Genomic DNA, 26366 nt, shown 5'->3' on the forward strand with positions numbered 1-26366 from the left:
GCGGCGGCGGGCGCGGCGGCGACCCGTCCCAGGGAGGAGTTGACCGACGCGGCTTGGCCCGGGGTCGGGGTTGGTGGCGTCGGCGGCTGTGGCGGCAGGCCGGTGGCGGGCGCCCGGGTTTTCGCCCGGTCAGGGTTTTCGGTGGAGGTGGTTGCGGCGGGGGTGTTGGTGGGGGTCGAGCCAGGCGGGTGGGAGGAATTCGGGCCGCCGGTCGGTGCCGATGCGGACGGTCCAGTCGCCCTGGTGGATGAGGCGGTGGTGGTGGCCGCAGAGCAGGACCGCGTTGTTCAGTGCCGTCTCGCCGCCGTCGGCCCAGTGTCGGACGTGGTGGCCGTCGCACCAGCGGGGTGGGCGGTCGCAGCCGGGAAACGCGCAGCCTGCGTCGCGCAGCACCAGGGCGCGGCGTAGCGGCCCGGTGAACAACCGCCGGCGGCGGCCCAGGTCGAGGACCTGACCGTCACCGCCGAGGACGGCGGGAAGCACGGCCGCGTCACACGCCAACCGGCGCACGGCCGACGGGGTGAGCCGCAGGCCGGTGTCCAGAGTCCCGGCCTGGAGCTGCCCGGTGAGCACGTCGTACCGGGTGGTGACCACCAACTGCGGGCGGTCACCGCCGTTGTCCGGCAACTGCCCAGCGTGCAGGGCGAGCCGGCACACCTCACCCAGCGCGTCGGCCCGACGCTGACCGGGACTGCGATCGTCGCCGTCACCGGCCGGCGCGGTGAGCGGATCGATCGCGGCGCGTAGCAGGGCCGCGGTCTCCGCGTCGAGGCTGCCGACCAGCCGCACCTGCCCATCGGCCTGCTCGGCGAGGGTGACATGCCGCCGATCCCACGCCCGCTGCGCCGTCCGGGCCAGGGCGGCCAGCTCCGCCCGCTCGGCGAGGTCGGGTGCTACGTGGGTGAGGACCCGCTCGCCGAGCCGCCGTAACACCGCCGGCTCGAACCGCCCGCCGCGTCAAGCAGCACCTTTACGGCCTTGTCAGCGACCTCCGGACCCGCCTCGACCGGCAGCGCCCGCACCGCCGCCACGATCGCCTCACCCTGCTCCACGGTGACCGCACCCGACACCACCGCCGCCCGCACCACCGGCGGACCCGCGTCCAACGCGGCGGCCACCCGCACCAACTCCCGGGCGCCATGCCCGGACAACCGCAACCGGTCACGCAGCCAAACGGCGGTGGACGACGCCCCCTGCGCGGTCGCGACACCACGACCGTCGACCTCCCGCACCAACGCCAACTTCACCGCCAGCAACCGCTGCTCCACGGCATGCACCGCATCCAACGACGCCACCAGCTCCGCCTCGCCCAACGGCCACGCCGGCGCGTCGACCAGGCCATCGAGCACCTCGTCGAGCACAGCCACCGCAGCCCTCATACACGGAGATTAGAACAGGCGTACGACACTTTTCGCGGTCGCCTGAACGCACCCAGCAACGCCACGAAAGGCCAACCGGCGACACCGCCAACGTGGTGGCCGAGCGCAGCAGACACCGGACAGGGCAAGATCACCGGTTGGCCCACGAAGAAGCCGGGGCGCCGGCCCCTCACGCCTCCAGCAATGTGGAGGATACGGACGGCGGCCCCGATCGCCGAGCCCACCGATCAGGGCCAACCGCAACCGCACGGAGCGCGGAGCAGCCGGCGGCGGAGCTCGCCGGCGGGCGCTGCTGCCGGCCACCGGCGCCCAGCCGGTGACCTTCGCCAGGCGCAGGGTCAACGCCCCGGCCGCCTCGCTCCTCTTCGAGGCTGCCGTACTGCCGCGATCAACGAGTGGCTCTGACCAGTCAGCCGTCGCCTCGTGCGAAGCGAACCCACGACCTCGCCATTGAGACCGACCACGGCCACATCGCCAAGGACCTCGTCATCTGGCTGGCCGGCCGCGGCCAGCCCACTCGGCCCGGCTGAGCCCCGGTGCCGGCCTTCTGAACGAGGCCCTAGCCCTTCTCGAGGTACTCCGCGCGTTCCTCGTCGACCAGCGCGGCGACCGAGGCGGCCAGCGCCGGGTGGCGTACCAGGTCGGGGTCGTCCTCGACCAGGGTGATCGCCTCGGCCCGGGCGTCCCGGATCAGGTCGGTGTCGCGCAGCAGGGACAGCAGGCGCAGGTGGGAGCGCCGGCCGGACTGGGTCGCCCCGAGCACGTCGCCCTCGCGGCGCTGCTCCAGATCCAGCTCGGCCAGCCTGAAGCCGTCCGTGGTGGAGGCGACCGCGTCCAGCCGCTCCCGGGCCGACGAGCCCTCGGCCGCCTCGGTCACCAGCAGGCAGAGCCCGGGGGCCGAGCCCCGGCCGACCCGGCCGCGCAGCTGGTGCAGCTGGGAGACGCCGAACCGGTCGGCGTCCAGCACGATCATCACGGTGGCGTTGGGCACGTTGACGCCGACCTCGACCACGGTGGTGGCGACCAGCACGTCGATGTCACCGGCCGCGTACGCGCGCATCACCGCGTCCTTCTCGTCGGCGGGCAGCCGGCCGTGCAGCACCTCGATCCGCAGCCCGTGCAGCGGCCCCTCGGCGAGCAGCGGGGCCACCTCGGTCACCGCCAACGGCGGGCGCCGGCCGTTGTCGTCCTCCCGGGGCGGCTCCTCCTCGGTGGCCGGCCCCTCGCCGATCCGCGGACACACCACGTACGCCTGGTGCCCGGCGGCCACCTCCTCGCGCAGCCGGCGCCAGGCCCGGTCCAGGAAGGCCGGCTTCTCCGCCGCCGGCACCACGTGCGAGGCGATCGGCGAGCGCCCCTGCGGCAGCTGGGACAGGGTGGACGTCTCCAGGTCGCCGTAGACGGTCATGGCCACCGTGCGCGGGATCGGGGTGGCGGTCATCACCAGCACGTGCGGCGGCTGGTCGGCCTTGGCGCGCAGCGCGTCCCGCTGCTCCACGCCGAACCGGTGCTGCTCGTCCACCACCACCAGCCCCAGGTCGGCGAAGTCGACCCCCTCGTACAGCAGGGCGTGGGTGCCCAGCACGATGCCGGCGCGGCCGGCGGCCACCTCGGCCAGCGCCCGGCGCCGGGCCGCCGCGCCCAGCGAGCCGGTGACCAGCTCGACCCGGGTCGCGCCGTCGGCGGCGCCCAGCTCGCCGGCCTGCGCGAGCGGGCCGAGCAGGTCGAGCATCCCCCGGTGGTGCTGGGCGGCGAGCACCTCGGTCGGGGCCAGCAGCGCCGCCTGGCCGCCCGCGTCGACCACCTGGAGCATCGCCCGCAGCGCCACCACCGTCTTGCCGGAGCCGACCTCGCCCTGCAGCAGCCGGTGCATCGGGTGCGGGGTGGCCAGGTCGGCGGCGATCTCCACGCCGACGTCCCGCTGGCCGGTGGTCAGCTCGTACGGCAGCCGGGCGTCGAACGCGTCGAGCAGGCCGCCGGCCTTCGCCGGCCGCGGCCGCGCGGGCCAGGACGCCGCCCGGTGCTTGCGCTGCACCAGGGTGAGCTGCACCGCGAACGCCTCGTCCCACTTCAGCCGGTGGCGGGCCCGGTAGAGGGCCTCCTTGCTGGACGGGCGGTGGATCTCCCGCAGCGCGGTGCCGATGCCGACCAGGTTGCGGCCGGCCCGCACGGCGGCGGGCAGCGGGTCGTCCGGCGGGGTGAAGGTGTCCAGCACCACCCGGACGCAGCGGGCGATCACCCAGGTCGGCACGGCCGCCCCCGCCGGGTAGACCGGGATCAGCGCGCCGGCGAACTCCTCGATCTCCTCGGTGGCCGCCGCCTCGCCGTCGGTGTCGTCCCCGAGCAGCTGGTACTCCGGGCCGTTGAGCTGCCGCTTGCCGCGGAACTCGGTGACCTTGCCGGCGAACAGCCCCCACCGGCCCGGGCGCAGCTCGCGCTCGCGCCAGGCCTGGCCGAAGAAGGTCAGGGTGAGCACCCCGCCGGAGCCGTCGCCGACGGTGACCTCCAGCAGGTTGCCCCGGCGCTGGCGCATCGGCCGGACGGCGGTGCGCTGCACCTGGGCCAGCACGGTCACCTGCTCGCCGACGTCCAGCGAGCGGATGTCGGTGTGCTCGCCGCGCTCGTCGTAGCGGCGCGGGAAGTGGTAGATCAGGTCACCGGCGGTGTGCAGGTCGAGGGCGCCGGCCAGGGCCTTAGCGGTCTTCTCCCCGACCAGCTTCTTCAGCGGGGTGTCCACGGTGGCCGGCTCGGACGTGCTCACTCGACCCCCACCAGGAGCGGATAGTGCGGTTGCCCGCCCGGATAGGCCTGCACCTCGACGAACGGCCAGCGCCGGGCGAGGTGGGCCCGGACGGCGTCGGCGAGGCCGGCCGGGGCGTCCGCGCCGGTGAGCAGGGTGACCAGCTCGCCGCCGCCGCCGAGCATCCGGTCGACCACCGCGGCGCAGGTGTCGGTCAGGTCGGCGCCGATCAGGTGCACCTCCCCCTCGACCAGCGCCAGCACGTCACCCGGGCGGCAGGGGCCGGCCACGGTGAGCGCCTCCCGGCCGGCGAGGCAGACCTCGGCGTACCGGCAGGCGCCCGCGGCCTCGGCCATCGCGATCACGTCGTCCTCGAAGCGGCGCCGGGGATCGCGGACGGCGAGCGCGGCGAGCGCCTGCACTGGCGACCGGGTGGGCACCACGCTCACCTTGACCCCGGCGTGGTGCGCCTCCCGGGCGGCGGCGCTGGCCACCGCCTGGGTGTTCGGGTCGTTGGGCAGCACCACCACCCGGGCCGCGCCGGCGGCCCGGACGGCGTCGAGCAGCTCACCGATGGACGGGTTGCCCGGCACCACCGTCGCGCCCTCGCCGGCGAACAGCTCGGCGATGCCGGCGCCGGCCGCCACCACCACCACGGCGGCCCGCCCGTCGACCGTCCGGCCGGCGGCGGGCGGGTGGTCGGCCCGGTCGTGGTCGACCTGGTCGGCGAAGCGGGTCACCGAGATCCGGTACGGCCGGCCGGCGGCCACCCCGGCCTCGACCGCCGCCCCCACGTCGTTGACGTGCACGTGCACGTTCCAGGTGGTGGAGGCCGCGGGCGAGGCGCCGTCGCCCACCACCACCAGCGAGTCGCCCAGCCGCGCCAGCTCGGCCCGCATCCGGGCGACCGCATCGGCCTCGGCGTCGAGCAGGAACTGCACCTCGTACGCGTACTGTGCGGAGCCGCTCTCCCGGACGGCGGTGAGCGGCGGGCCGGCGGTGCGCGGCGCGGACGCCGGCCGGGCCGGGCTCTCCCCGGTGATCACCTCGACCAGCGCGTCGAGCAGCACGCACAGGCCCCGGCCACCGGCGTCGACGACCCCGGCGCGGGCCAGCTCGGGCAGCTGCTCCGGGGTGCGGGCCAGCGCCCGGGCGGCCGCTCCCGCGGCGGCCCGGGCCACCGTGCGCAGGTCGTCGGTGTCGGCCTGCTCGGCCGCGGCCGCGGCGGCGGCCACCACGCTGAGCAGGGTGCCCTCGACCGGGCGGGCGACCGCCGCGTAGGCGGCCGCGGTCGCGTCGCGCAGCCCGGCCGCCAGCTCCCGACCGCGCACGGCCGGCGCGGCGGCGAACGCGTCGGCCAGCCCGCGCAGGATCTGCGACAGGATCACCCCGGAGTTGCCGCGCGCGCCGAGCAGCGCGCCGCGCGCCATCAGCCGCACCGCGTGGCCGTGCGGGGTGTGCCCGTCCTCCGGCAGGGTGCCCAGATCCATCGCCAGCGCCTGCTGGGCGGAGGTGAGGGTGAGCACCAGGTTGGTGCCGGTGTCGCCGTCGGGGACCGGGTAGACGTTCAGGTCGTCGATCTCGCCCTGGTGCCGGCGCAGCGCGCTCAGCCCGCTCGCGCACCACCGGCGGACCGCGGCGGCGTCGAGGGTCTCCAGCACGGCAAGAAGCCTACTGGCGCGCACCGACACCCGCCGGGGCCGGCCGCTCTCCCCCGGCGTGTCCATCGGCCCACCGGGGACCGCCGACGGTGGCCCGACCGGGCCGATCGCCGGCCGGTACGGTGGTGGGCGTACCGGCCGCCGCGACGGTGACCGGCCGCACAGCGGGCTGGCCCGGACCGGGCCGGTTGGTCCGGCGGGCGGGTCATCGGGTAGCCTGGTCGGGTTGCCCGGGCAGCGCCTGCCGGCGACCTCATGAACGTTTCAATCCCAGGAGTATCCCGTGGCTAGCGTGTGCGACGTCTGTGGCAAGGGGCCGGGCTTCGGCCACAACGTGCCCTGGTCCAAGAAGAAGACCAACCGCCGCTGGAACCCGAACATCCAGTCGGTGCGTACCCCGGCCGGTGGCGGCAACACCAAGAAGCTGCAGGTCTGCACCTCGTGCATCAAGGCCGGCAAGGTCGCCCGCGCCTGACGCGGTAGCGCCTCCCGCTCGACAATTCGCCAGCACCGGCGGGCCGTGAACGGTCCGCCGGTGCTGTCGTGTCCGCTGGTGCCCTGTCCGCGCCGGCCACCGGTCCGGCCCGGCGGGACCCGGCACCGGCCGGGTCCGTCGCCAGCCGGCCGTCAGAGGGTACGGCCGAAGGAGAGGCAGCCCGGCTCGTCGGCGTAGAAGCCGAAGTTGGGGATCGGCTCGTAACCGGCCGAGGTGTACATGGCGATCGCCTCGGGCTGCTTGTCGCCGCACTCCAGGATCAGCCGCTTGCGCCCGTGCTCGCGGGCGGACTCCTCGACCCCGGCCAGCACCGCACGCGCCACCCCGCGCCCCCGGACGGCCGGGTCGGTGTACATCCGCTTCAGCTCGGCGGTGTCGTCGCCGTGGCTGCGCCAGCCGCCGCAGCCGACCGGCTCGCCGTCGAGGCGGGCGACCAGGAAGGCGCCCTGCGGGGGGACGAACTCGGCCGCGTCCACCGGTGTCTCGTCGCCGCTGCCGCCGTACCGCCGGCCCAGCTCCGCCAGCGCGGCGGTGATCAACCCCCGGGCCACGGGCGAGTCGAACGGTTCCACGCTGATCTCGATCTCACTCACGGGTGAAGGGTACGACCACCCCTTACCGGAAGTGGTCCCAGCCGGGCGGGCCGTCGTACGGATCACCGTCGACCGTGACCCCGGCGCCCTCGACCACCCGGCCGACCGGCCGCCACGGCGCGGGCAGGGCCACCGACGCCGGGAACGTCGCGGCCAGCGCGTGGTCGTCGCCACCACCCAGGACCCAGGTGTACGGGTCGACGCCGAGCGCCTGGGCGGCGTCGCGCATCTGCCGGGGCACCTCGAAGGCGTCCCGGCGCAGGTCCACCCGGACCCCGCTGGCCGTCGCCACGTGCCCCAGGTCGGCCACCAGCCCGTCCGAGACGTCGATCATGGCGGTGGCGCCGAGCCGGGCGGCCTGCGGCCCCGCCGGGTACGGCACCTCCGGTCGCCGGTACGCCTCGACCAGCACCCGGGGGGTGCGGAAGCCTCGGGAGAGCACGGTCAGCCCGGCCGCCGCCCAGCCGGAGCGCCCGGCCAGCGCCACCACGTCCCCGGGCCGGGCGCCGGAGCGGACCACCGGGGCCACCCCGGCCAGGTCGCCCAGGGCGGTCACCGCGATGGTCAGCGTCGGGCTGGCGGACATGTCCCCGCCGACCACGCCCGCCCCCACCAGCGCCGCCTCGGCGGCCAGCCCGTCGGCCAGCCCCTCGGCCCAGCTCGCCTCCAACTGCGGGGGCATGCAGAGCGCCACCAGCAGGGCGGTCGGGGTGGCGCCCATCGCCGCGACGTCGGCCAGGTTGGCCGCCGCGGCCCGGTGGCCGACGTCCACCGCGCTCGACCAGTCCCGCCGGAAGTGCCGCCCCTCGACCAGCACGTCGGTGGAGGCGACCACCCGCCGGTCCGGCGCGGCCACCACCGCGCCGTCGTCACCCGGCCCGAGCAGACAGGCCGATCCGTACGTCAGCCGGGCGGTCACCCGGTCGATCAGGCCGAACTCCCCGGCACCCGCGACAGTCATGTCATCCTTCCGACGCGCTCGCGCGCTGCTCTCCGCCCACCACCGATACGGATCACGCCTGGTCCGTAGGGTAGTTTCACCCTTCGGGCCGCCCCCGGGCGGCGACGGACGGAGGTCGAGTCGTGGTACAGGCGTACATCCTCATCCAGACCGAGGTGGGTCGGGCGCGTGACGTGGCCGGGCTGATCTCGGACCTTGCCGGCGTGGTACGGGTCGACGCCGTCACCGGGCCGTACGACGTGGTGGTGCTCACCGAGGCCAACACCGTCGACGAGCTCGGCAAACTCATCGTCAGCAAGGTGCAGATGGTGCCCGGGATCACCCGCACCCTCACGTGTTCGGTGGTGCGTCTGTAAGTGGACGAGAAGATTTCCTCCCCAGACTCCCCGACGGTCGCCGCACCCGCCACCGAGCCGGCCGCCGGCCGGCGGCCCGGTTGGGACCGGTCGACCCGCCGGGCGGCGCTGTTCGCCACCCTGATCGCGGTCCCGGTGACCGTGGCGGTGGCCGGCTTCACCTTCGCCAAGCTGTCGCCGGACACGCCGACCGCCGCGCCGAGCCCCTCCGCCACCTCGGCCCGCCCGCAGTCCACCGCCCCGGTCGAGATGGCCGCGCCGGCGCTTGCCGCCCGCCCCGCCGTGGTCTGCCGCGCGCTGGTCTCCCAGCTCCCGGACACCGTCCGCGACCTGAGGCAGCGGCCGGTCACCGCCGGCCCGGAGCAGAACGCCGCGTACGGCGACCCGGCGCTGACCGTCTCCTGCGGCGGCGCCCGGCCGGCGGTCGGCGCGACCGACGAGGTCTACGTCGTGAACAAGGTCTGCTGGCACCCTCGGGAGGAGGCCGACGCCACCGTGCTCACCGCGCTCGACCGGGAGGTGCCGGTCACCGTACGGGTGCCGCGCTCCTACGGCGCGGCGCTGCAGTGGGTGCCGCCGCTGTCCGACACGATCGTCGCCTCGGTCCCCTCGGGCGGTACCCCGCCGGCCGGCTGCCGCGGCTGACCCGACCGTAGGCGTTCGCCGATCTTCGCCAGGGCGGCCCGCAGCTGCGCGGGGCGCACGTCGGTCAGCCCGGTGTCGAAGGTGATGAACAGGCCGGCGATCCCGACCCACGACCAGCCGGCGATGGTCAGCCGGCAGCACCGGGGGCCGACGGGTTCGACGACGGACCCGCCGGGTGCCCAGCGGGCGACCACCGCCGCGGGCAGTTCGAGCGTGGCCGAGCCCACGCACTGCCACTGCCCGGGTGTGTCGCCGCGGTCGGGGTTCTGGACGACGAGGCGGGTGAGGTCGTCGTCGGTGAGCGGCCGGGGGGTGAACGACGCCCCGGCGGGCGTACGGGGGTGGATCCGGTCGACGCGGTAGGTGTGCCACGTCCGGTCCGGGCGGTCGCGGGCGATGAGGTACCAGCGACCGGCCCAGACGACCAGGTGGTGCGGTTCCACCTCTCGGGGCGGCCGGAAGCCGGGTTGGCCGGGCGCGGGGACGGCGCCGTCGGGGTCGCGGTAGTCGAAGCGCAGCACGCGGCTGGTGCGGATCGCGGCGCCGACGGCCCGCAGGGTGGCGACGTCGACGGGTGGGGCCGAGAACTCCCAGTAGTTGCGCAGGCTGGTGACCTCGAAGGCTTCGCTCGCGGCCCGCAGTCGGGCGGGCATGACCTGGCGCAGCGTGGTCAGGGCGCGGGTGACGGCGTCGTCGATGCCGGTCACCGTCGCCGGCGCGGTCTGCAGGGCCAGCGCGACGGCGACGGCCTGGTCGTCGTCGAGCACGAGCGGGGGTAGCCGTCCACCGCGCCCCAGCCGGTATCCGCCGCCGGGGCCCTTGACGGCGTCGACGGGGTAGCCGAGCTCGCGCAGGGTGTCCACGTCGCGCCGCAGGGTCCGGGCCGACACGTCGAGCCGGTCGGCCAGCTCGACCCCCGGCCACTCCACCCGCGCCTCCAGCAGGGACAGCAGACGCAGGATCCGTCCCGAGGTGTCAGCCACGAGATCCAGACTCGCAGAAGAGGCGGTCATCCGGTGGCCGCTACCGGTGTCACGGTGCGGTCATGACGACCATCACCCCACCTCCCGCCGCGCCCGACCAGTCGGCGCCGGTCGCGGGCCGACGCGCGTCGCTGGCGCTGCTCGTCGTGTTGTTCGCCTCGTTCATGGATCTGCTCGACGTCACGATCGTCACGGTCGCCGCCCCGGACATCGCCGCCGAGCTGCACGCCACCCCGGCGCAGCTGCAGTGGATGCTGGCCGCCTACACCCTGGCCCTGGGCTCGGGCCTGATCACCGGGGGGCGGCTCGGCGACGATCACGGCCGCCGTCGGGTCTTCCTCGCCTCCCTGGCATGCTTCGCCGTCGCGTCCGCGGCCTGCGCCCTCGCCCCGTCGGCCGGGGTGTTGATCGCGGTTCGGGTGGTGCAGGGCCTGGCGGGCGGATTCATGGTCCCGCAGGTGTTCGGGATCATCAGGTCCTCCTTCGCGCCGGCCGCGATGGCCAGGGCGTTCGGCGCGTACGGGGCCGTGCAGGGCCTGGCCGCGGTCGCCGGGCCGCTGCTCGGCGGCGCCCTCGTCGACGCGGACCTGTGGGGTCTGGGCTGGCGCACGATCTTCTGGATCAACGTCCCGGTCGCCGCCGTCGCCCTGCTGCTGGGGGCACGGGTGCTGCCGGAGTCCACCGCCGGGGCGCGGGCCCGCCCGGACCTCGTCGGTGCGGTCCTGGCCGCGGGCGCGGTCGGGCTGGTCCTGTTGCCGCTGGTGCAGGGCCGGGACTGGGGCTGGCCCTGGTGGGGGTGGGCGCTGCTGGCGACCGGGGTGGCGCTGCTCGCCGTCTTCGTCGCCTACGAGCGGCGCGTCTCGGCGCGCGGCGGGCAGCCGGTCCTGGACCCCGCGTTGCTGACCGTACGCCCGTTCACCGCCGGCCTCGCGGCGTCGGTGCTGTTCTTCGGCGGGCTGGCGCCCTTCTTCCTGGTCCTGTCGATCTATCTGCAGGCCGGGACCGGACGCTCGGCGTGGGACACCGGCCTGGTGCTCCTGCCGTACGCGATCGGGTCGATGATCACCTCAGGGGCGGGGGTGGCCCTCGCCGCCAGGGCGGGCAGGGCCCTGCTCGTGACCGGGGCCCTGACGCTGGCCGCCTCGCAGGGCCTGCTGTGGCTGCTGGTGCGGGACGACGGCACCCCCGGCTACTGGCCGCTGGCCGGAGTCATGTTCCTCGGCGGGCTCGGGCTGGGGCTGGGCGCCCCGATTCTGGTCAACGTCGTCCTCGCCGGGGTCCCCGGCCGGCACGCCGGCGCCGCCGCAGGGGTGCTGTCCACGGTCAACCAGATCGGCGGGGCGGTCGGCGTCGCCGTCCTGGGCACCGTCTTCTTCGACGCGCTCACCCCCGGCGCCTCGATCGCCGGGAACGGGCCGAGGGCCTTCGCGCACGCCCTGATCCAGGTCATGCCCTGGCAGGTCACCGGCTACGTCCTGGCTGCGCTGGCGATGCTCGCCCTGCCCAGGACCACCGCCACCGGCCAGCACTGATACACCCACCGGCGAGCCTCGCCGCTCGCCACGACCTCCTCAGGAGACCGACCATGATCGACCGTTCCGGATCCCAGATCGACCACCTCAACATCGCCGTTCCAGACCTCACCCGGGCACGCGCCTTCTACGAGCCGCTGCTGGCCAGCCTCGACATCCGTCCCCTGCTCGACATCCCCGCGAACGCGACGGACCCGGCGATGACCGGCTACGGCTGGCCCGACCGCAAGCCCTTCGTGTGGTTCGTCGACAGCGGCACCGTGGGCACCAACATGCACCTTGCGTTCACCGCCGACACCCGCGATCAGGTGCACGCCTTCTACGCCGCCGCCCAGCAGCTCGACGCTCAACTGCTCCATCCGCCGGCCCTGCACCCGGAGTATCACGAGCACTACTACGGCGCCTTCATCCTCGACCCCCACGGGATCAACCTCGAAGCGGTCTGCCACACCCCGACGACCTGAGGTCCTCGTCGTCACTCCGGCCGGCTCGGGCCGCACAGTCCCGGCGACCCTGACGAGGGCGCAGCCGCCCGGGCACGGGAGGAGGCCGGGGACCCGGCGGCGGCCACCGACGGTACGAGATCACGTCGGTGGCCACCGCCGTCGGGTGAGGCGCTGTCGGCGACGGGTCAGGGAAGCCGATGCAGACCTGTCGACAGGTGTAGGGCCGTGATCGGCGAACCGCTGGCGAGAATCGGTCCGTGCCCGCCAACCGTCACCCCTGGGCGAGTGCGGCCAGCCACTTCTTCGGGTACGACTTCTGCGTCGACAGCTTCCGTACCCACGTCGCGCGGGTCTCGGGGCGTCGACCGTGGGCGACCAGGGCGACAGCCTCCGCCACGGCGTAACGCACTGCGGTCCAGCCTGCGTGCTGCTGCCACCGGTGCGTCTTCGGGCTCGTCTCACCGCGGGAGTCCACCAGCTCTGCCGCGAACCACAGATCGGGGTGGCAGTCCCCGTCCCAGAGCGAGCCCAGTCGATCCGGTGTCACCAGGTTCCAGCGGACCGGAAGGTGGTTCTCACGTCGGCGGCCCACACGACGGACGATGGTGCCACAGTCGTGCCCTCCCGGCCGGTCGTCGGCGCCGACCGGGTTCGGCGGTGCCCCGCCGCTGTGGTTCAGCGCCGGGGCACCGCCTTGCGGGTGACCTGCGATCGGCGGTCTCGGCAGCGGGAACACTCCCCCTGCCGGGCACCTTCACCGGCAGTTCTTGCCCTTGTTGATGCAGGTGGCGATGCGTTGCATGGTCTGCTCGGAGTTGACGTTGATGAAGTCGTTGTGGTCGGAGAAGGGGTTGTGGTTCTCCTCGGGGAACGAGTCGAGGGCGTACTGGCCGTTGCTCTGCACGTCGCCCGGGATGTCGTAGGAGAGCGTGATCCGCAGCTGCGGGATGGCGACGAAGCCCTGCGGGCAGGCGCCGGTGGCCTTGTCGGCGAAGGCGACGTGGTTACGGTGGTTGGCGCTGTCGGTGTTCTTGCCGTCCCAGCAGCCGGGGAAGTCCTGAACCCGCTGGACCTTGCTGCCGCCCGGGCAGATCGGGTACTTGTCGGAGAGCCGGTCGGCGAATCCGGAGCAGGTCCAGGTGGCGCGGGCGTTGGCCGGGCCGCGGCTGGTGGGCTTGGCGTCACCGGTCAGCTCGCGCAGGAACCTGGGCATGGCGACCACCTTGCTCACCGGGTTGCCGCGGTACTCGATGAGCACGGACGCGGGACGCACGATGCCGCCGGTGTTGTTGGGCAGTTCCAGGTTGGCCCCCTGCGGATCGGGAAGCGCACTCGCGCTGCCGGTCGGCGCGGCCGACGGCTGACCGCCGCCGTTGTTCTGGCCGCCGTTGTTCTGCCCGGCGTTGTTCTGCCCGCCGTTGTTCTGCCCGCCGTTGTCCTGGCCGGCGTTGTTCTGGCCGGGGTTGTTGGGGTTGAGCGTGCAGGCGGCGAGGGTGTCGAGCCCCTGGATGCCGGCATCGGTGCGGCCGATGGCGGTGGCGATGCGGTTGAGAACGGCGGCGCGTTTGGCCTGGAGGGGGCCGAGGACGGCGTTGTCGACGCCGCCCTGCCCTTGGGCGGTGACCAGACGCTGGTTGGCCGCGGAGCTCAGCTGGTCGAGTTCGGCGAGGTTCCGGTCGACTTCCTTGAGGGCCTGCCGGGGCACACCGGGCAGCTTGTCCCGCACGGTGGGGCACTGCACCTGAGGTGTGGCGGACCTGGTTGCCGCGCCACCCTTGGTGTGGTTGGTGTGCAGGCTGGCGTGGATGCCGTCGTAGCTGATGTCGCAGTCGGTCAGCGAGACCATGCCGGCCGGGGGTTGACCGTCGGCGGCGCGGATCGTGTCGCTCATCCGGGTCAGCGTGGCGGTGCGGCGGGTCCGCAGCCACTCGAGCAGCCCGTTGTTGAGCCGGGTGTCCACTCCTCGGGTAGCGGCCATTCGGCGGTCGGCGGCGGCTTTGAGCTGGTCGAGGTCGGCCAGTTGCCGGTCGACCGCCGCCTTTGCCTGGGCGGGTACGGCGGGCAGCTTGGTGCGCACGGCCGGGCAGACGACGCTGCCCGAGGTGGCGGCGAGCGCCTGCTGGACCTGGTTGCCGGTGGCGCGTACCGAGCGATCGATCCGCACCACCGGCCAGAAGTACGACGACTTGTCGCCGTTCTTACAGGTGGTCCCGGACGCGTCGAGGTCGGCGTCGCTGGAGTTCGCGGTGATGGCGAGGTTGCCGACGAAGTCGTGCACGTGCTCGGCGCCGTTCTTGATGCCGGGCTGGGCAACCGGGTTGTCGGGGCTGAACTTGCCGTTGCCGTTGGTCCCGCAGTCCACGGTGAACCGACCGGTCGCCGCGTCCGGGCCGGCTTGCGGCTGCGCCACGTTGGGCTTCACCTGCTCGATCTGCACGAAGTCGGACAGGCTGGTGGCCGCATCCGCCGTGCCCTTGCCGCCGCTGGAGACGAACGTGACCGTCAGTGCTCCCGTCGCCGCCAGCACCGCCGCCACCAGCGCCAGCCTCGCCGGCTTCACACCGGGTGACGTCGAGCCTCTGTAACGAGTTCTCATCCGGGTTCACTCCTCGTCCGGGTTCGCGTACCGGCCACCGAGCGCGGCCGACACACTCAGGTACGGCGGCAGCGCGGCGCGAGGATCGGGGCGCACCCCGGACGTCATGAACTGGTAAGGACTTGCCGGGCGGACGGAGATAGGCCTTGCCGGGCGGCGGTAAGGGCGTGCGTGGAGCGTGAGCTGCGGTTTGTGTGCCGGCGAGGCAGCGGCATCACCAAGAGTAGTGACTCCCGAGGTGAATGCGGGGATGGGCAGTATGACTCTCAGGCATAATCATGCCTGAGAGTCATACTGCTTTCGGTCGGACGGCCACCCCTCAACACCACGTTGCGTAACGGATCGCGCCTTCAGGCGGCCACGGATCGCCCGTAACACCCGCCCGGAACACCGCACCCAGCGCGGCCTGCGGCGGGCCGCCGGTGAGCGAGGTCAGCGCGGGCCGGAGTCGCGGTGCAGGGCGGTGCGGATGAGCCGGTTGACCAGCTTCGGGTACTCCAGGCCGGCGGCCGCCCACATCCGCGGGAACATCGACGTCGGGGTGAACCCGGGCATGGTGTTGATCTCGTTGAGGTAGATCTCCAGCTCCGGGGTGACGAAGAAGTCGACCCGGGCCAGGCCGGAGCAGTCCAGTGCGTCGAAGGCGCGGGTGGCGTACTCCCGGACCTGGCGGGTGACCTCGTCGGGCAGGCCGGCCGGGATGTCGTACTCGCAGGCGTCGTCGATGTACTTCGCCTCGAAGTCGTACCAGTCGTGGCCGGAGACCACCCGCACCTCGGCGAGCACGGACGCCTCCGGCGCGCCGCCGGCCTCGCCCTCCAGCACGCCGCACTCGATCTCCCGGCCGACGATGGCGCCCTCGACCAGGACCTTGGTGTCGATCTCGCGGGCGGTGGCCACGGCGGCATCGAGCTGGGCCCAGTCGTCGACCTTGGTGATGCCGAAGGACGAACCGGCCCGGGACGGCTTGACGAAGACCGGCAGGCCGAGCCGTTCCTTGTCCCGCTCGCTGAGGGTCATTCCGTTGCGCAGCACGGCGTACGGCCCGACCGGGATGCCCTCGGCGGCGCAGAGCTTCTTGGTGAACTCCTTGTCCATCGCGGCGGCGGAGGCGAAGACGTTCGCCCCGACGTACGGGATGTCGGCCATCTCGAGCATGCCCTGGATGGTGCCGTCCTCGCCGTACGCGCCGTGCAGCACCGGGAAGACCACGTCCACGTCGGCCAGCGCCCGGGGCCCGTCGGTAGGGTCGAGCACCATCAGCCCGTTCGCGGTGGGGTCGGCGCGGAGCACCACCTCGGCGCCGGAGCCCGCGGTGATCTCCGGCAGCTTGCGCGCCTGGATCGCCAACGCGCTCGGGTCGCCGCTGGTCAGCACCCACTGACCCTGGCGGGTGATGCCGACCGGCACCACCTCGAACTCGTCCGGGTCGAGGGCGCCGAGCACGCTGCCCGCGCTGACGCAGGAGATGCCGTGCTCGGGGCTGCGGCCGCCGAAGACGATCGCCACGCGGGTCTTGCCTGGGGTGGTCACTGGGTCACCTCTCGGTACGCGACTGCGGAGCCGCCGGCGGCTCACCCGGTTGACCTTACTGTGGGTGGCGGCGGGCCGATGCCGATACCCGAGGAGTACGGGAGACAGCCTCGCAAACGGTCAACCGCACCGATACGGAGCGTGAGGCTCAGTGCGGGACCGGCGTACCCGTGCCGTGCCGGCGGCCCACCGCGATCACCTTCACCCGCTGCCGGCCGGCCCGGACCATGCCCAGCGCCATGAACGCGCCGGCGATCCGGTCGGCGGCCACCCGGCTGCTCGCCCCGACCACCTGCCGGCGTCGTTCGGGGCAGTTGCGCTCGTCGCGGACTTCCCCCTCGACGGGCCGCACGTCGGTGAGCACCACCAGGAACCGGGTCGTCGTCGCCACACGCTCGGTCATCGGGTCACCCGCCTCTCGCCGCCGCCCGCCGCCGGGACGTGGCACGTGGCGATCGGGTGGGGGGAGAGACCCCGATCGCCACGCGCCCCATCCCCTCCGGTCACCCACCGAAACCGTCGCCACGACAACCCTCGGTGAGGACGCCACCACAGAGTGACATCTGTGCATGCGTGAATGCAACTCTCACCGATGTTCTCTCATGCGGGCATTCCCTCAGACATGTGCAACCATCGAAGTATGGCTCCCAAGACCGCCCGGGCGCGTCGACTCGGCATCGCCCTGCGGGCGCACCGCGAGGCCGCCGGTCTCACCCTGGAGGCCGCCGCCGACGAGATCAGCAGCACCCGCAGCACCCTGTCCCGGTACGAGAACGCCCAGACGCTGGTCAACCCGGCCACCGTCCGCTCGCTGCTCACGCTGTACGGGGTCGGGGCCGACGAGATCGCCGCGGCGGTGCAGCTGGCCCGGGACGCCCGCAAGCCCGGCTGGTGGGTGCCCTACTCGCACCTGCTCGACAAGCGCACCATCGACTTCATCGCGCTGGAGGCGGAGGCGACCGCGATCGCCAACTTCGAACCGTCGGTGGTGCCCGGCCTGCTGCAGACCGCGGACTACATCCGCGGGGTGATGCGGGGCGGCCCGCACACGCTCACCGACGAGCAGGTGGAGCAGCGGGTCCGGCTGCGCCTCGACCGGCAGCAGCGGCTCACCGCCGACGACCCGCCGATCTACGACGCGATCATCGACGAGGGCGCGCTGCTGCGGCCGGTCGGTGACGACGCGGTGATGGACGGTCAGCTGCGCCACCTGCTCACCATGGGCGAGCTGCCGAACGTCACCGTCCAGGTGATCCCGTTGGCGGCCGGCTACCACCGCGGCACCCGCGGCTCGCTGCACCTGCTGGAGTTCGCCGACCCCGCGGACCCGCCGATCGCGTCGGTGGAGACCGTCGCCGGGCAGATGGTCATCGACCGGCCGGTCGACCTGCGCACCTGCACCAAGATCATGGAGCACCTGCGGACCGTCGCGCTCAGCCCGGCGGACAGCCGCGACCTGCTGCGTCAGCTGATGAAGGGCCGGTAGCACCGATGACACCGATGATCCCCGCCGCGCTGGCCGCGGCCGCCTGGCGCCGCAGCAGCCACAGCGGCGACGAGGGCGCCTGCGTCGAGCTGGCCGCGCTGCCGGGCGGGGTCGCGGTACGCGACTCCAAGGACCCGGCCGGGCCGGTGCTGCTGTTCCGGCCCGGCAGCTGGTCGGCCTTCGTCGCCGGCCCACCCCGCCGCTGACCCGCGCCACAACGACGCGGGCGGGGTGCCGGGGGCCGACGATGGTGCACGGGTCGGCCCGCGGGACCGGGCCGACCACGGTGGACGGGTCGGCCGGAGGACCGGGGCGGGCGGGTCGGCCGGACGCGGTCCGGGGCGACGGATCAGGCGGTGACCACCGGCCGGCTGGGCGGCGCCGACCGTAGCGTCTCCAGCGCGGCGATCGCCACGCCCCGGGCACCGGCCATGTCCCGGTCCGGCACCAGGGCGAAGGTGGCCACCGCGGCCTGCTCGGCCCGCAGCACGGTGTGCGCCCGGACGGTCGCCAGGAACCAGTCCCGGAACTCCGGGGCCGCTTCCACCACCCCACCCCCGACGAAGTACGCGTGCGGGTCGGTGAAGTTGGCCGCCACGGTGAACAGCCGGCCCAACGCGGCCGCCTGCTGGGCGAAGACCTCGCGGGCCAGCGCGTCGCCGCGTTCGGCGTACCCGCGCAGCAGCTTCGCGGCCCGCTCCGGCGCCTCGGCGGCGAGCGGGTGGTCGGGGTGCCGGCCCAGCCAGTACGGCAGCAGGTTCCGCCCGATCCCGGTGAGCGAGGCGACGCTCTCCGCGTCCCCGGCGAAGCCGCAGGCGCAGGTCGGCACCGGTTGGTCCGGGGCGAGCAGGCCGGCCATCGGGATGTGCACGTGCCCGAACTCGCCGGCCATCCCGGCCGCACCGGTGACCACCCGGCCCTGCTCCACCACCCCGCCGCCCAGCCCGGTGCCGACGATCGCCGACACCGAGGAACGGGTCATCGCGTCCGCGCCGAAGTGCACGTGGTGGGCGTAGAGCGCGGCGGCGTTGCCGTCGTTGTGGTATACCACCGGCAGGCCCAGCCGCCGTTCCAGCGCCCCCCGGACGTCGAAGCCGTGCCAGGCCGGCTGGGCGAAGTTGGTCGACCCGCGGGACGAGATCACCCCGGTGGCGCTGGCCGGCCCGGGGGTGTCCAGCCCGACCGCCCGGACCAGCTCACGCGGCACCCCGGTGTGCGCCAGCACCCCGTCGAGCGCGCGGGCCAGCGCCTCGATCGCGGCGTCCGGGCCGGCGCCGACCTCGCTGGGGATCTCCAGCAGACCGTCGACCAGGAACCGCCCGTCGACGGTGAGCACGGTGGCGTTGTCGCTCGTACCGCCGTTGTCGAGGCCGACCACCACCGGAACGTCCGCGCCGCCCATCCGCCACCTCCGCCTGAGCCTGATGCGAGGCTAGTTCCCGTTCCCGGTGCCCGCCACGCCCCGCCACCGGCAACCACCCGAACTCGGGCCGGCGGGGCCGCGCGGCGGGAACCGGGCGGCGGGAACCGGGCGGCGGGCTCAGTCCGGCCGGCGGGCGACCACCCCGGTGGCGTCCCACTGTTCGGCGTGCCGAACGGTCGGCACCAGGCCCAGCCCGGACAGCGCGCCGCAGAGCGCCTCGGCCTGCTCGTCGCTCACCTCCACCACCAGGTGGCCGCCGGGCCGCAGCCAGTCCACCGCCCCGGCGGCCACCCGGCGCAGCACGGCCAGCCCGTCGATACCGCCGTCCAGCGCCACCGGCGCCTCGTGCAGCCGGGCCTCCGCCGGCATCAACCCCACCGCCCGGGTGGGCACGTACGGGGCGTTCGCCACCACCACGTCGAGCCGGCCCCGCCAGCTGCGCGGCAACGGGTCGTACAGGTCGCCCGCCAGGACGGTGGCATCCCGACCGGCCAGGTTACGACGGGCACAGGCGACGGCGGCCGGATCGACGTCGACGGCGGCGAGCCAGCGCGGGGCCAGCCGGTCGGTCAGGGCGACGCTGATCGCGCCCGAGCCGCAGCAGAGTTCGACCAGCGCCGGTGCCGGCCCGGCGACCGACGCGGCGGCCTCCACCAGCAGCGCGGTACGGGCCCGAGGGACGAACACCCCGGGGTCGACGACGATCCGGCGACCGCAGAACTCGGCCCAGCCGAGCAGGTGCTCCAGCGGTTCACCGGCGATCCGCCGGTCGGTGAGGACGGTCAGCGCCCGGGCCGAGTCGGCGGCGGCGACGAGCAGCGCGGCCTCGTCCTCGGCGTAGACACAACCGGCGGCGCGCAGCCGGGTGACCAGGTCGGGCAGGTCGTGGTGGAACAGCTTCGGTGCCATGGCGATGCCTTTCGGGAACGCTCGTCGGCGCTCCCGCCGTCGCTACCGGGGCGACGGGGACTCGGTGGGGAGCGCCGGTCCTGGTGTCTGGTGGATCGGACTCACCTCCTCCGGTCGGGGCCCAGGCGGGCCGACATCACGATAGCGGATCGGCCTGGCCGGCGGTGTCCAGCGCGGCGGTCAGGTCGGCGACCAGATCCGCGGTGTCCTCCACCCCGCAGGAGAGCCGCACGAAGCCCGGCGGGGTGTCGTCGCCCCACTGCGCCCGCCGGTCCGCGGTGGTGTGCAGGCCGCCGAACGAGGTCGCCGCGGCGACCAGCCGGGACGCGGAGACGAACCGGGCCACCCGGTCGGCGTCGCCCAGGTCGAAGGAGAGCACGCCGGGCACCCGCCGCATCTGCGCCGACGCCACCGGGTACGCCGGGTCGTCCGGCCGCCCCGGCCAACGCAGCCCGGTCACGTCGGCGCGCCCGGCGAGCAGCTCGGCGACGGCCGCCGCGTTGGCGGACTGCCGGCCCAGCCGCAGGTCCAGGGTGGCCAGCGAGCGGTGCGCCAGCCAGGCGTCGAACGCGCCGGGCACCCCGCCGGTGGCGGTCCGCCACCCGGTCAGCGTCTCCAGCAGCTCCGCCGAGCGGGTCGCGACGTAGCCGAGCAGCAGGTCGGAGTGGCCGGTCAGGGCCTTGGTACCGGACGCGACGGCCAGGTCCGCGCCGAGGTCCAGCGGGCGCTGGCCGAGCGGGGTGGCGGTGGTGTTGTCCACCGCGACCAGGGCGCCGGCGGCGTGCGCCGCCGCGGCGAGGGCGGCCACGTCGGCCACGTCCAGCCCGGGGTTCGCCGGGGTCTCCAGCAGCACCAGCCGCACCCCGTCGAACGACGGGTACGGCCCGGCGGTCGGCACCAGGACCACCCGTACCCCGATCCGCTCCAGGGTGGCGGCGGCGAACGCCCGCAGCGGGTAGTACCCGTCGGCGGGCAGCAGCACGGTGTCCCCGGGACGCAGCACGGCCAGCAGCAGCCCGGTGATGGCCGCCTGGCCGGTGGCGAAGACCCGGCAGTCCCCGCCCTCCAATTCGCCGATGGCGGCTTCCAGCAGCCGCCGGGTGGGGTTGTCCGACCGGCCGTAGCCGTTGGCCGCGGCGGCCGGCCCCTGCCAGGGGTCGAGGTGGTACGGCGCGGCGAAGACCGGCCCCGGCAGGAACGGCTCCCCCGGCGTCGGCTCGGGCAGCCCGGCGTGCACGCACCGGGTGCCGTCGTGCCACTCGCCGCCGCTCACTCGTACGACTCCGGCTTGGCGGTCCGGCTCATCAGCGCGTCCACCGCCAGCCTCGGGTCCATCCCCTCGTGGCAGATCCGCTCGATCTGCTCGGTGATCGGCATCTCCACCCCGTGCGCCCGGGCCAGGTCCCGGATGGCCAGGCAGCTCTTCACGCCCTCGGCGGTCTGCCGGGTGGCCGTCTGCGCCTGCTCCAGCGTCTCCCCCCGGCCCAGGTGCTCGCCGAAGGTCCGGTTGCGGGCCAGCGGCGACGAGCAGGACGCCACCAGGTCGCCCATGCCGGCCAGCCCGGCGAAGGTGATCGGGTCGGCGCCCAGCGCCACGCCCAGCCGGGCGGTCTCGGCCAGGCCGCGGGTCATCAGCATCGCCCGGGTGTTGTCGCCGAAGCCCATCGCGGTGGCGATCCCGTACGCCAGGGCGATCACGTTCTTCACCGCCCCGCCCAGCTCGCAGCCGATCACGTCGTCGTTGGTGTACGGCCGGAAGTAGGGCGTCCGGATCGACGCCTGGACCAGCGCGGCGCGGCGGGAGTCGGTGCCGGCGACCACGGTCGCGGCGGGCTGCTCGGCGGCGATCTCCGGCGCCAGGTTGGGGCCGGAGACCACCACCACCCGGTCCGGGGTGACCCCGGCGGTCTCCACGATGACCTCGCTCATCCGCCGGGTGGTGCCCAGCTCGATGCCCTTCATCAGGGAGACCAGGGTGGCGTCCGGGGCGAGGTGGCCGGCCCAGCCGGCGAGGTTGCCGCGCAGCGTCTGCGACGGCACCGAGAGCACCACCAGCTCGGCGCCGGAGATCGCCTTGGCGGCGTCCCCGGTCGCGGTGACCCGCTCGGGCAGCCGCAGGTCCGGCAGGTACTCCGGATTACGACGGTCGGCCCGGATCGCGTCGGCGACCGACTCCCGCCGGGCCCAGACGGTCACGTCCCGCCCGGCGTCCGCGAGGATCTTGGCGAACGCCGTCCCCCAGGAGCCGGCGCCCAGCACTGCCACGTGACTCATGCCGTCGCCCTCTCCTGGTAGCCGCCACCATGTTCGCTCATTCGGTCACCTCGGGAGAACGGGGACGGACGGGACGTTCCCAGAGCGGCGGCGGTGTGCCGCCACGGATCTCGGCGAGCATGTCCCGCAGGGTCAGCATGATCTGGTCGGTCATCTCCTCGAGGACGGCCCGGCTCGGGGTGGCGCCCGCCCACCGGGACAGGTCGACCGGCGGACCGGCCACCACCGTCACCGGGGTGCGGGGCCGCAGGCCGAACCGGGCGTCGCGCGGGTCGAACAGCCGCTCCGGCCCCCACATCGCCAGCGGGATCACCGGGGCGCCGGTGGCCAGCGCCAGCCGGGCCGCCCCGGTCTTGCCCTTCATCGGCCACAGCTCGGGGTGGCGGGTGGTGGTGCCCTCCGGGTAGATCACCACCGCGCCGCCGGCGGCCAGGGCGGCGACCAGCTTGTCCAGCGACTTGACCGCCTCGACGGTGCCGCGCTCCACCGGGATCTGCTTGCACCGGTGCAGGATCCAGCCGATCACCGGCACCCGGAACACGCTGGCCTTGCCGAGGAACTGCGGCCAGCGGCCGGCGTCGTGGATGAAGTGCGCCGACACCAGCGGGTCGGCGTGCGACAGGTGGTTGGGCACGATGATGATGCCGCCCTCGCGGCGCAGCTGCTCCGCGCCGTGCCAGGTGCGCCGGGTCCACGCCAGCATCACGGGCTTGACCAGCACCACGGCGAAACGTTGCCAGAACCCCAGCCTGCGCCGTGTCACCCTGCCTCCTCGTCGCCGGACCCCGCGCCGCACCGCCCGGGTTGCCCGCAGCGGAAATCATGCCTGCTCGTCCCGGGTACGGCCAGTGAGGGTACCGCCGGGGACGCTGGCAGGATTGTCGGCGTGCGTCAGCCGACCTGGACCGTGGTGGTGCCGGTGAAGCGCCTCGCCGCGGCTAAGAGCCGGCTGCGCGGGGCGCTTCCCGCCGTACCCCATGAGGAGCTGGCGCTGGCGCTGGCGGCCGACACGGTCCGCGCGGTGCTGGCATGCCCGGCGGTCGCCGGGGTGCTGGTGATCACCGACGACTCCCGGGTCGCGGCGGTGGCCGCCGCCGAGGGCGCGCGGGTGGTGCCGGACGCGCCGGGCGCCGGGCTGAACGCGGCGCTGCGGCACGGCGCGCGGGTCGCCGCCGCCGACGGCCCGGTCCGGGTGGCGGGGATCACCGCGGACCTGCCCGCGCTGCGGCCGGCCGAGCTGGCCGCGGCGCTGCACGCGGCCACCGCCGGGTCCGGGCCGGTACGCCGGTTCGTGGCCGACGCCCCGGGCACCGGCACGGTGCTGCTGGCCGCGCCGCCCGGCCTGCCGCTGGACCCCCGGTTCGGCGGCGGATCGGCGGCGGCCCACACCGACAGCGGGGCGGTGCCGCTGACCGGCGACTGGCCGAGCCTGCGGCGGGATGTGGACACCGCCGCCGACCTGGCCGCCGCGGCCCGGCTCGGGCTGGGCCCGCGCACCGCGCTGCTGGCCGGAACCGATCAGCCGGCCGGCCGCCCGGCCTGACCTCCCGGTGTACGGTGCTGGCATGCAGGGCACGGTCGCCACCTTCGACGCGCACACCCGCACCGGCGTGCTGCTCCTGGACGACGGCACCGAGCTGGCCTTCCCGGCCCGGGCCTTCGACGCGTCCGGGCTGCGACTGCTGCGCCTCGGGCAGCGGCTGCGGGTGCAGACCGATCCGGACGGCGAGGTCGTCCGAGTGACGTTGCCGACCATGCAGTGATCAACCTGGGCCGAGTTCATTTTGCGTTCACCGAATTAGGGTGATTATGAGCGGGTGAGCTCCCCTCGCGAACACCCCGACAGTCAGCCCCACGCCACCGACCCGCCCGGCCACCGCAACGGCACCCGCACCCGGGGCGCGGACGGCCGGTTCCGTCCCTCCTCGGCACCCGAAGAGGTGATCGTGTCGGCGCCGGACTCTCCCGACGCCAGCGCCGCGGGCGCCTCCGCCGGCCTGGACGAGGTGATGGACGTGGAAGAACTCGCGACCGACGACCCGGACGCGGCGCCGCCGTCGGCCGTGCCGCTGCCCGAGGACCGCTTCCTCAACCGCGAGCTGTCCTGGCTCGACTTCAACGCCCGGGTGCTGGCGCTGGCCGAGGACCAGCGCACCCCGCTGCTGGAGCGGGCCAAGTTCCTCGCCATCTTCGCCAGCAACCTGGACGAGTTCTACATGGTCCGGGTGGCCGGGCTGAAGCGTCGCCTCTCCGCCGGCCTGCCGGTCCGCGGCGGCGACCGGCTGCCGCTGCGCGCCCAGCTGGAGCTCATCTCGGAGCAGACGGCCGACCTGGTCGGCCGGCACGCCGCCTGCTTCGTCGACGACGTGCTGCCGAAGCTGGCCGCCGAGGACATCAGGGTGCTGCGCTGGGCCGACCTGGACGACCCGGAGCGGGAGCGGCTGCGCACCTACTTCCGGGAGCACATCTTCCCGGTGCTCACCCCGCTCGCGGTCGACCCGGCGCACCCGTTCCCGTACATCTCCGGCCGGTCGCTGAACCTGGCCGTGGCCGTCCGCGACCCGGACGGCGGCTCGGAGCTGTTCGCCCGGGTCAAGGTGCCGAACAACGTGCCCCGGTTCGTCCGGGTGCACCGCGACCAGCCGGGGCTGCGGATGCTGCCGGTCGAGGAGCTCATCTCGGTGCACCTCGGCCAGCTCTTCTCCGGCATGCAGGTGGTCGAGTGCCACCTGTTCCGGGTCACCCGCAACGCCGAGGTGGAGGTCGACGAGGACCGCGACGAGGACCTGCTCCAGGCCCTGGAGCGGGAGCTGGCCCGACGCCGCTTCGGCCCACCGGTACGCCTCGAGGTCGCCGCCAGCATCTCCGACCACATGCTGGAGCTGCTCGTCCGCGAGCTGGACATGGACGCGCAAGACGCGCTGCGGGTGCGCGGCCTGCTGGACCTCTCCGCGCTGTGGCAGCTCTACGGCGAGGCGGATCGCCCCGACCTGAAGGACCCGCCGTTCGTGCCGGCCACCCACCCGCGGCTGGCCGAGGGTGAGGTGCCGCGCAGCGTCTTCGCCACCCTGCGCGACGGCGACGTGCTGGTGCACCACCCGTACCACTCGTTCGCGACCAGCGTGCAGCGCTTCGTCGAGCAGGCCGCCGCCGACCCGCACGTGCTGGCCATCAAGCAGACCCTCTACCGCACCTCCGGCGACTCCCCGATCGTCGACGCGCTGGTCGACGCGGCCGCCGCCGGCAAGCAGGTGGTGGTGCTGGTGGAGCTGAAGGCGCGCTTCGACGAGGTGGCCAACATCGGCTGGGCGCGCACCCTGGAGCGGGCCGGCTGCCACGTGGTCTACGGCCTGGTCGGGCTCAAGACGCACTGCAAGACCGCGCTGGTGGTGCGCCAGGAGGGCAACCAGATCCGCCGCTACTGCCACATCGGCACCGGCAACTACCACCCCAAGACCGCCCGACTGTACGAGGACTTCGGGGTGCTGACCGCCGATCCGGAGATCGGCGCCGACCTGACCGACCTGTTCAACGTGCTCACCGGCTACAGCCGGCAGACCGCGTTCCGCCGGCTGCTGGTGGCCCCGCAGGGCATCCGCCGCGGGCTGATCGAGCGGATCGACCGGGAGATCGCGCACGTCCGGCTGGGCATGCCCGGGCTGGTGCAGTTCAAGGTGAACTCGCTGGTCGACGAGGAGATCACCGACGCGCTCTACCGGGCGTCCCGGGCCGGCGTGCACGTCGACCTGCTGATCCGTGGCATGTGCACGCTGCGGCCGGGGGTGCCCGGGCTGTCGGACAACATCCGGGTCCGCTCGATCCTGGGCCGGTTCCTGGAGCACTCCCGGATCTTCCGGTTCGGCAACAACGGCGACGCCGAGTTCTGGATGGGCTCGGCCGACCTGATGCACCGCAACCTGGACCGTCGGGTGGAGGCGCTGGTGCAGGTGAGCGACCCGGTCGCCCGGGCCGAACTGGACCACGTGCTGGCCGAGGCGTTCGGGCCGGACATCGACGCGTTCGAGCTGGCCCCGGACGGCACCTGGACCCGCCGTACCGGCACGCCGGACGAGCCGCTCACCCACCTGCAGGACCTGCTGCTGCGCCGGGTCGGCGGCGCCACCGCCTGACCGCCCCGCACCGGTCGCGGGGGGCCCCCCCCCCGGGGGGCCCCCCCGCCCGGGCGGGGGGGGGGGCGGGGGGGGGGCCGGGGGGGGGGCCCCCCGGCCCCGCGGGGGGGGGGGGGGGGGGGGGGGGGGGGCCCCCCGGCGCCCCGCCCCCCCGGGGGCGCCCCCCCCCCCCGCGGGGGGCCCCGCGCCGGGCGGGCGGCCGGGGAGACGGCGGAGCCGCCGG

25 protein-coding genes and 1 pseudogene are annotated in these 26366 nt (G+C 74.5%); 10 read left to right on the plus strand and 16 right to left on the minus strand.

The genetic code is table 11. From position 1 onward, the window contains the following. Positions 1 to 129 precede the first annotated feature (129 nt). The 4 genes and pseudogenes from ACFY3U_RS01425 to ACFY3U_RS01440 all read right to left on the minus strand — a co-directional run bounded on the left by ACFY3U_RS01425 (position 130) and on the right by ACFY3U_RS01440 (position 5780). Positions 130 to 393: an HNH endonuclease signature motif containing protein gene (locus tag ACFY3U_RS01425; protein ID WP_387194108.1), complete on the minus strand. Its 264-nt coding sequence runs from the start codon at positions 391 to 393 to the stop codon at positions 130 to 132. 48 nt (positions 394 to 441) lie between these two features. Next, positions 442 to 1379 (minus strand): annotated as a pseudogene (locus tag ACFY3U_RS01430) (DUF222 domain-containing protein); the annotation flags it as partial. Between the two features lie 559 nt (positions 1380 to 1938). Then, positions 1939 to 4140, minus strand: coding sequence for an ATP-dependent DNA helicase RecG (recG, locus tag ACFY3U_RS01435; protein ID WP_387192996.1), 2202 nt, complete (start codon positions 4138 to 4140; stop codon positions 1939 to 1941). Continuing rightward, on the minus strand, positions 4137 to 5780 hold the full coding sequence (locus ACFY3U_RS01440) for a DAK2 domain-containing protein (protein WP_387192999.1): 1644 nt from the start codon (positions 5778 to 5780) through the stop codon (positions 4137 to 4139). Before ACFY3U_RS01440 ends, recG begins: the two co-directional genes overlap by 4 nt. A 283-nt stretch (positions 5781 to 6063) precedes the next feature. Between ACFY3U_RS01440 and rpmB the strand changes: the two genes are divergently transcribed. Further along, positions 6064 to 6255, plus strand: a complete 192-nt coding sequence (rpmB, locus tag ACFY3U_RS01445) for a 50S ribosomal protein L28 (RefSeq protein WP_109942784.1) — start codon at positions 6064 to 6066, stop codon at positions 6253 to 6255. Positions 6256 to 6407: 152 nt separating this feature from the next. On the opposite strand, the gene ACFY3U_RS01450 is transcribed toward rpmB, so the two are convergent. Continuing rightward, positions 6408 to 6869 carry a GNAT family N-acetyltransferase gene (locus ACFY3U_RS01450; RefSeq protein ID WP_387193003.1) on the minus strand — a complete coding sequence of 154 codons (462 nt, stop codon included), beginning with the start codon at positions 6867 to 6869 and terminating at the stop codon, positions 6408 to 6410. 22 nt (positions 6870 to 6891) lie between these two features. Further along, positions 6892 to 7830, minus strand: a complete 939-nt coding sequence (locus ACFY3U_RS01455) for a thiamine-phosphate kinase (protein ID WP_387193005.1) — start codon at positions 7828 to 7830, stop codon at positions 6892 to 6894. Between the two features lie 122 nt (positions 7831 to 7952). On the opposite strand from ACFY3U_RS01455, the gene ACFY3U_RS01460 reads away from it, so the two are divergent. Continuing rightward, entirely contained in the window at positions 7953 to 8186 is a 234-nt protein-coding gene (locus tag ACFY3U_RS01460; RefSeq protein ID WP_089001579.1) for an Lrp/AsnC ligand binding domain-containing protein, read from the plus strand. Next, on the plus strand, positions 8187 to 8831 hold the full coding sequence (locus ACFY3U_RS01465; protein ID WP_387193008.1) for a DUF3515 family protein: 645 nt from the start codon (positions 8187 to 8189) through the stop codon (positions 8829 to 8831). Here ACFY3U_RS01465 and ACFY3U_RS01470 read toward each other — a convergent pair. Further along, positions 8735 to 9814, minus strand: a complete 1080-nt coding sequence (locus ACFY3U_RS01470; protein WP_387193011.1) for a helix-turn-helix transcriptional regulator — start codon at positions 9812 to 9814, stop codon at positions 8735 to 8737. The genes ACFY3U_RS01465 and ACFY3U_RS01470 overlap by 97 nt on opposite strands. A 62-nt stretch (positions 9815 to 9876) precedes the next feature. Between ACFY3U_RS01470 and ACFY3U_RS01475 the strand changes: the two genes are divergently transcribed. Beyond that, on the plus strand, positions 9877 to 11346 hold the full coding sequence (locus tag ACFY3U_RS01475; RefSeq protein WP_387193013.1) for an MFS transporter: 1470 nt from the start codon (positions 9877 to 9879) through the stop codon (positions 11344 to 11346). Between the two features lie 53 nt (positions 11347 to 11399). Then, positions 11400 to 11810, plus strand: a complete 411-nt coding sequence (locus ACFY3U_RS01480) for a VOC family protein (RefSeq protein WP_387193016.1) — start codon at positions 11400 to 11402, stop codon at positions 11808 to 11810. A 253-nt stretch (positions 11811 to 12063) separates the two neighbouring features. Here the strand turns inward: ACFY3U_RS01480 and ACFY3U_RS01485 are convergent, their stop codons facing one another. From ACFY3U_RS01485 to ACFY3U_RS01500, 4 genes are all read right to left on the minus strand, one after another. Further along, positions 12064 to 12339 carry a hypothetical protein gene (locus ACFY3U_RS01485; protein WP_387193019.1) on the minus strand — a complete coding sequence of 92 codons (276 nt, stop codon included), beginning with the start codon at positions 12337 to 12339 and terminating at the stop codon, positions 12064 to 12066. A gap of 207 nt (positions 12340 to 12546) precedes the next feature. Then, the gene (locus ACFY3U_RS01490) at positions 12547 to 14388 is read right to left on the minus strand and encodes a DUF1996 domain-containing protein (protein WP_387193022.1); all 1842 of its coding nucleotides are present in this window, start codon (positions 14386 to 14388) and stop codon (positions 12547 to 12549) included. 432 nt (positions 14389 to 14820) lie between these two features. Beyond that, entirely contained in the window at positions 14821 to 15921 is a 1101-nt protein-coding gene (locus ACFY3U_RS01495) for a D-alanine--D-alanine ligase family protein (protein WP_387193025.1), read from the minus strand. Positions 15922 to 16069: 148 nt separating this feature from the next. Beyond that, on the minus strand, positions 16070 to 16324 hold the full coding sequence (locus ACFY3U_RS01500; RefSeq protein ID WP_387193028.1) for a hypothetical protein: 255 nt from the start codon (positions 16322 to 16324) through the stop codon (positions 16070 to 16072). A gap of 237 nt (positions 16325 to 16561) precedes the next feature. On the opposite strand from ACFY3U_RS01500, the gene ACFY3U_RS01505 reads away from it, so the two are divergent. After that, positions 16562 to 17407 carry a helix-turn-helix domain-containing protein gene (locus ACFY3U_RS01505; protein ID WP_387193031.1) on the plus strand — a complete coding sequence of 282 codons (846 nt, stop codon included), beginning with the start codon at positions 16562 to 16564 and terminating at the stop codon, positions 17405 to 17407. A 5-nt stretch (positions 17408 to 17412) separates the two neighbouring features. Then, on the plus strand, positions 17413 to 17613 hold the full coding sequence (locus ACFY3U_RS01510) for a DUF397 domain-containing protein (RefSeq protein ID WP_387193034.1): 201 nt from the start codon (positions 17413 to 17415) through the stop codon (positions 17611 to 17613). Positions 17614 to 17756: 143 nt separating this feature from the next. Here ACFY3U_RS01510 and ACFY3U_RS01515 read toward each other — a convergent pair whose 3' ends face one another. The 5 genes from ACFY3U_RS01515 to ACFY3U_RS01535 form a co-directional block, all read right to left on the minus strand. Then, positions 17757 to 18809, minus strand: coding sequence for an ROK family protein (locus ACFY3U_RS01515; protein ID WP_387193037.1), 1053 nt, complete (start codon positions 18807 to 18809; stop codon positions 17757 to 17759). Between the two features lie 138 nt (positions 18810 to 18947). After that, positions 18948 to 19739: a putative protein N(5)-glutamine methyltransferase gene (locus ACFY3U_RS01520; RefSeq protein ID WP_387193041.1), complete on the minus strand. Its 792-nt coding sequence runs from the start codon at positions 19737 to 19739 to the stop codon at positions 18948 to 18950. A 136-nt stretch (positions 19740 to 19875) separates the two neighbouring features. Further along, complete coding sequence (locus tag ACFY3U_RS01525; protein WP_387193044.1) at positions 19876 to 21012, minus strand: cystathionine gamma-lyase; 1137 nt, start codon at positions 21010 to 21012, stop codon at positions 19876 to 19878. Then, on the minus strand, positions 21009 to 22013 hold the full coding sequence (locus tag ACFY3U_RS01530) for an NAD(P)H-dependent glycerol-3-phosphate dehydrogenase (RefSeq protein WP_387193047.1): 1005 nt from the start codon (positions 22011 to 22013) through the stop codon (positions 21009 to 21011). The genes ACFY3U_RS01525 and ACFY3U_RS01530 overlap by 4 nt, the downstream gene beginning before the upstream one ends. A 37-nt stretch (positions 22014 to 22050) precedes the next feature. Beyond that, the gene (locus tag ACFY3U_RS01535; protein ID WP_387193050.1) at positions 22051 to 22776 is read right to left on the minus strand and encodes a lysophospholipid acyltransferase family protein; all 726 of its coding nucleotides are present in this window, start codon (positions 22774 to 22776) and stop codon (positions 22051 to 22053) included. A gap of 123 nt (positions 22777 to 22899) precedes the next feature. On the opposite strand from ACFY3U_RS01535, the gene cofC reads away from it, so the two are divergent. The 3 genes from cofC to ACFY3U_RS01550 are packed head-to-tail and all read left to right on the plus strand — an operon-like array spanning position 22900 to position 26143. Beyond that, entirely contained in the window at positions 22900 to 23556 is a 657-nt protein-coding gene (gene cofC / locus ACFY3U_RS01540) for a 2-phospho-L-lactate guanylyltransferase (RefSeq protein ID WP_387193053.1), read from the plus strand. A gap of 22 nt (positions 23557 to 23578) precedes the next feature. After that, entirely contained in the window at positions 23579 to 23776 is a 198-nt protein-coding gene (locus ACFY3U_RS01545; RefSeq protein ID WP_387193056.1) for a cold-shock protein, read from the plus strand. A 54-nt stretch (positions 23777 to 23830) separates the two neighbouring features. Then, positions 23831 to 26143, plus strand: a complete 2313-nt coding sequence (locus ACFY3U_RS01550) for an RNA degradosome polyphosphate kinase (protein ID WP_387193059.1) — start codon at positions 23831 to 23833, stop codon at positions 26141 to 26143. Positions 26144 to 26366: the final 223 nt, after the last annotated feature.

Origin of the sequence: Micromonospora sp. NPDC000089 (assembly GCF_042899365.1) — a bacterium.
Taxonomy (GTDB): domain Bacteria; phylum Actinomycetota; class Actinomycetes; order Mycobacteriales; family Micromonosporaceae; genus Micromonospora.

Bases quoted from the DNA above. Each gene is read 5' to 3' on its own strand.
- ACFY3U_RS01530 (WP_387193047.1), bottom strand. From the start codon at position 22,013: ATGAGTCACGTGGCAGTGCTGGGCGCCGGCTCCTGGGGGACGGCGTTC.
- ACFY3U_RS01500 (WP_387193028.1), bottom strand. From the start codon at position 16,324: ATGACCGAGCGTGTGGCGACGACGACCCGGTTCCTGGTGGTGCTCACC.
- ACFY3U_RS01510 (WP_387193034.1), top strand. From the start codon at position 17,413: ATGACACCGATGATCCCCGCCGCGCTGGCCGCGGCCGCCTGGCGCCGC.
- ACFY3U_RS01520 (WP_387193041.1), bottom strand. From the start codon at position 19,739: ATGGCACCGAAGCTGTTCCACCACGACCTGCCCGACCTGGTCACCCGG.
- ACFY3U_RS01490 (WP_387193022.1), bottom strand. From the start codon at position 14,388: ATGAGAACTCGTTACAGAGGCTCGACGTCACCCGGTGTGAAGCCGGCG.
- ACFY3U_RS01545 (WP_387193056.1), top strand. From the start codon at position 23,579: ATGCAGGGCACGGTCGCCACCTTCGACGCGCACACCCGCACCGGCGTG.
- ACFY3U_RS01475 (WP_387193013.1), top strand. From the start codon at position 9,877: ATGACGACCATCACCCCACCTCCCGCCGCGCCCGACCAGTCGGCGCCG.
- ACFY3U_RS01505 (WP_387193031.1), top strand. From the start codon at position 16,562: ATGGCTCCCAAGACCGCCCGGGCGCGTCGACTCGGCATCGCCCTGCGG.
- ACFY3U_RS01515 (WP_387193037.1), bottom strand. From the start codon at position 18,809: ATGGGCGGCGCGGACGTTCCGGTGGTGGTCGGCCTCGACAACGGCGGT.
- ACFY3U_RS01480 (WP_387193016.1), top strand. From the start codon at position 11,400: ATGATCGACCGTTCCGGATCCCAGATCGACCACCTCAACATCGCCGTT.
- ACFY3U_RS01455 (WP_387193005.1), bottom strand. From the start codon at position 7,830: ATGACTGTCGCGGGTGCCGGGGAGTTCGGCCTGATCGACCGGGTGACC.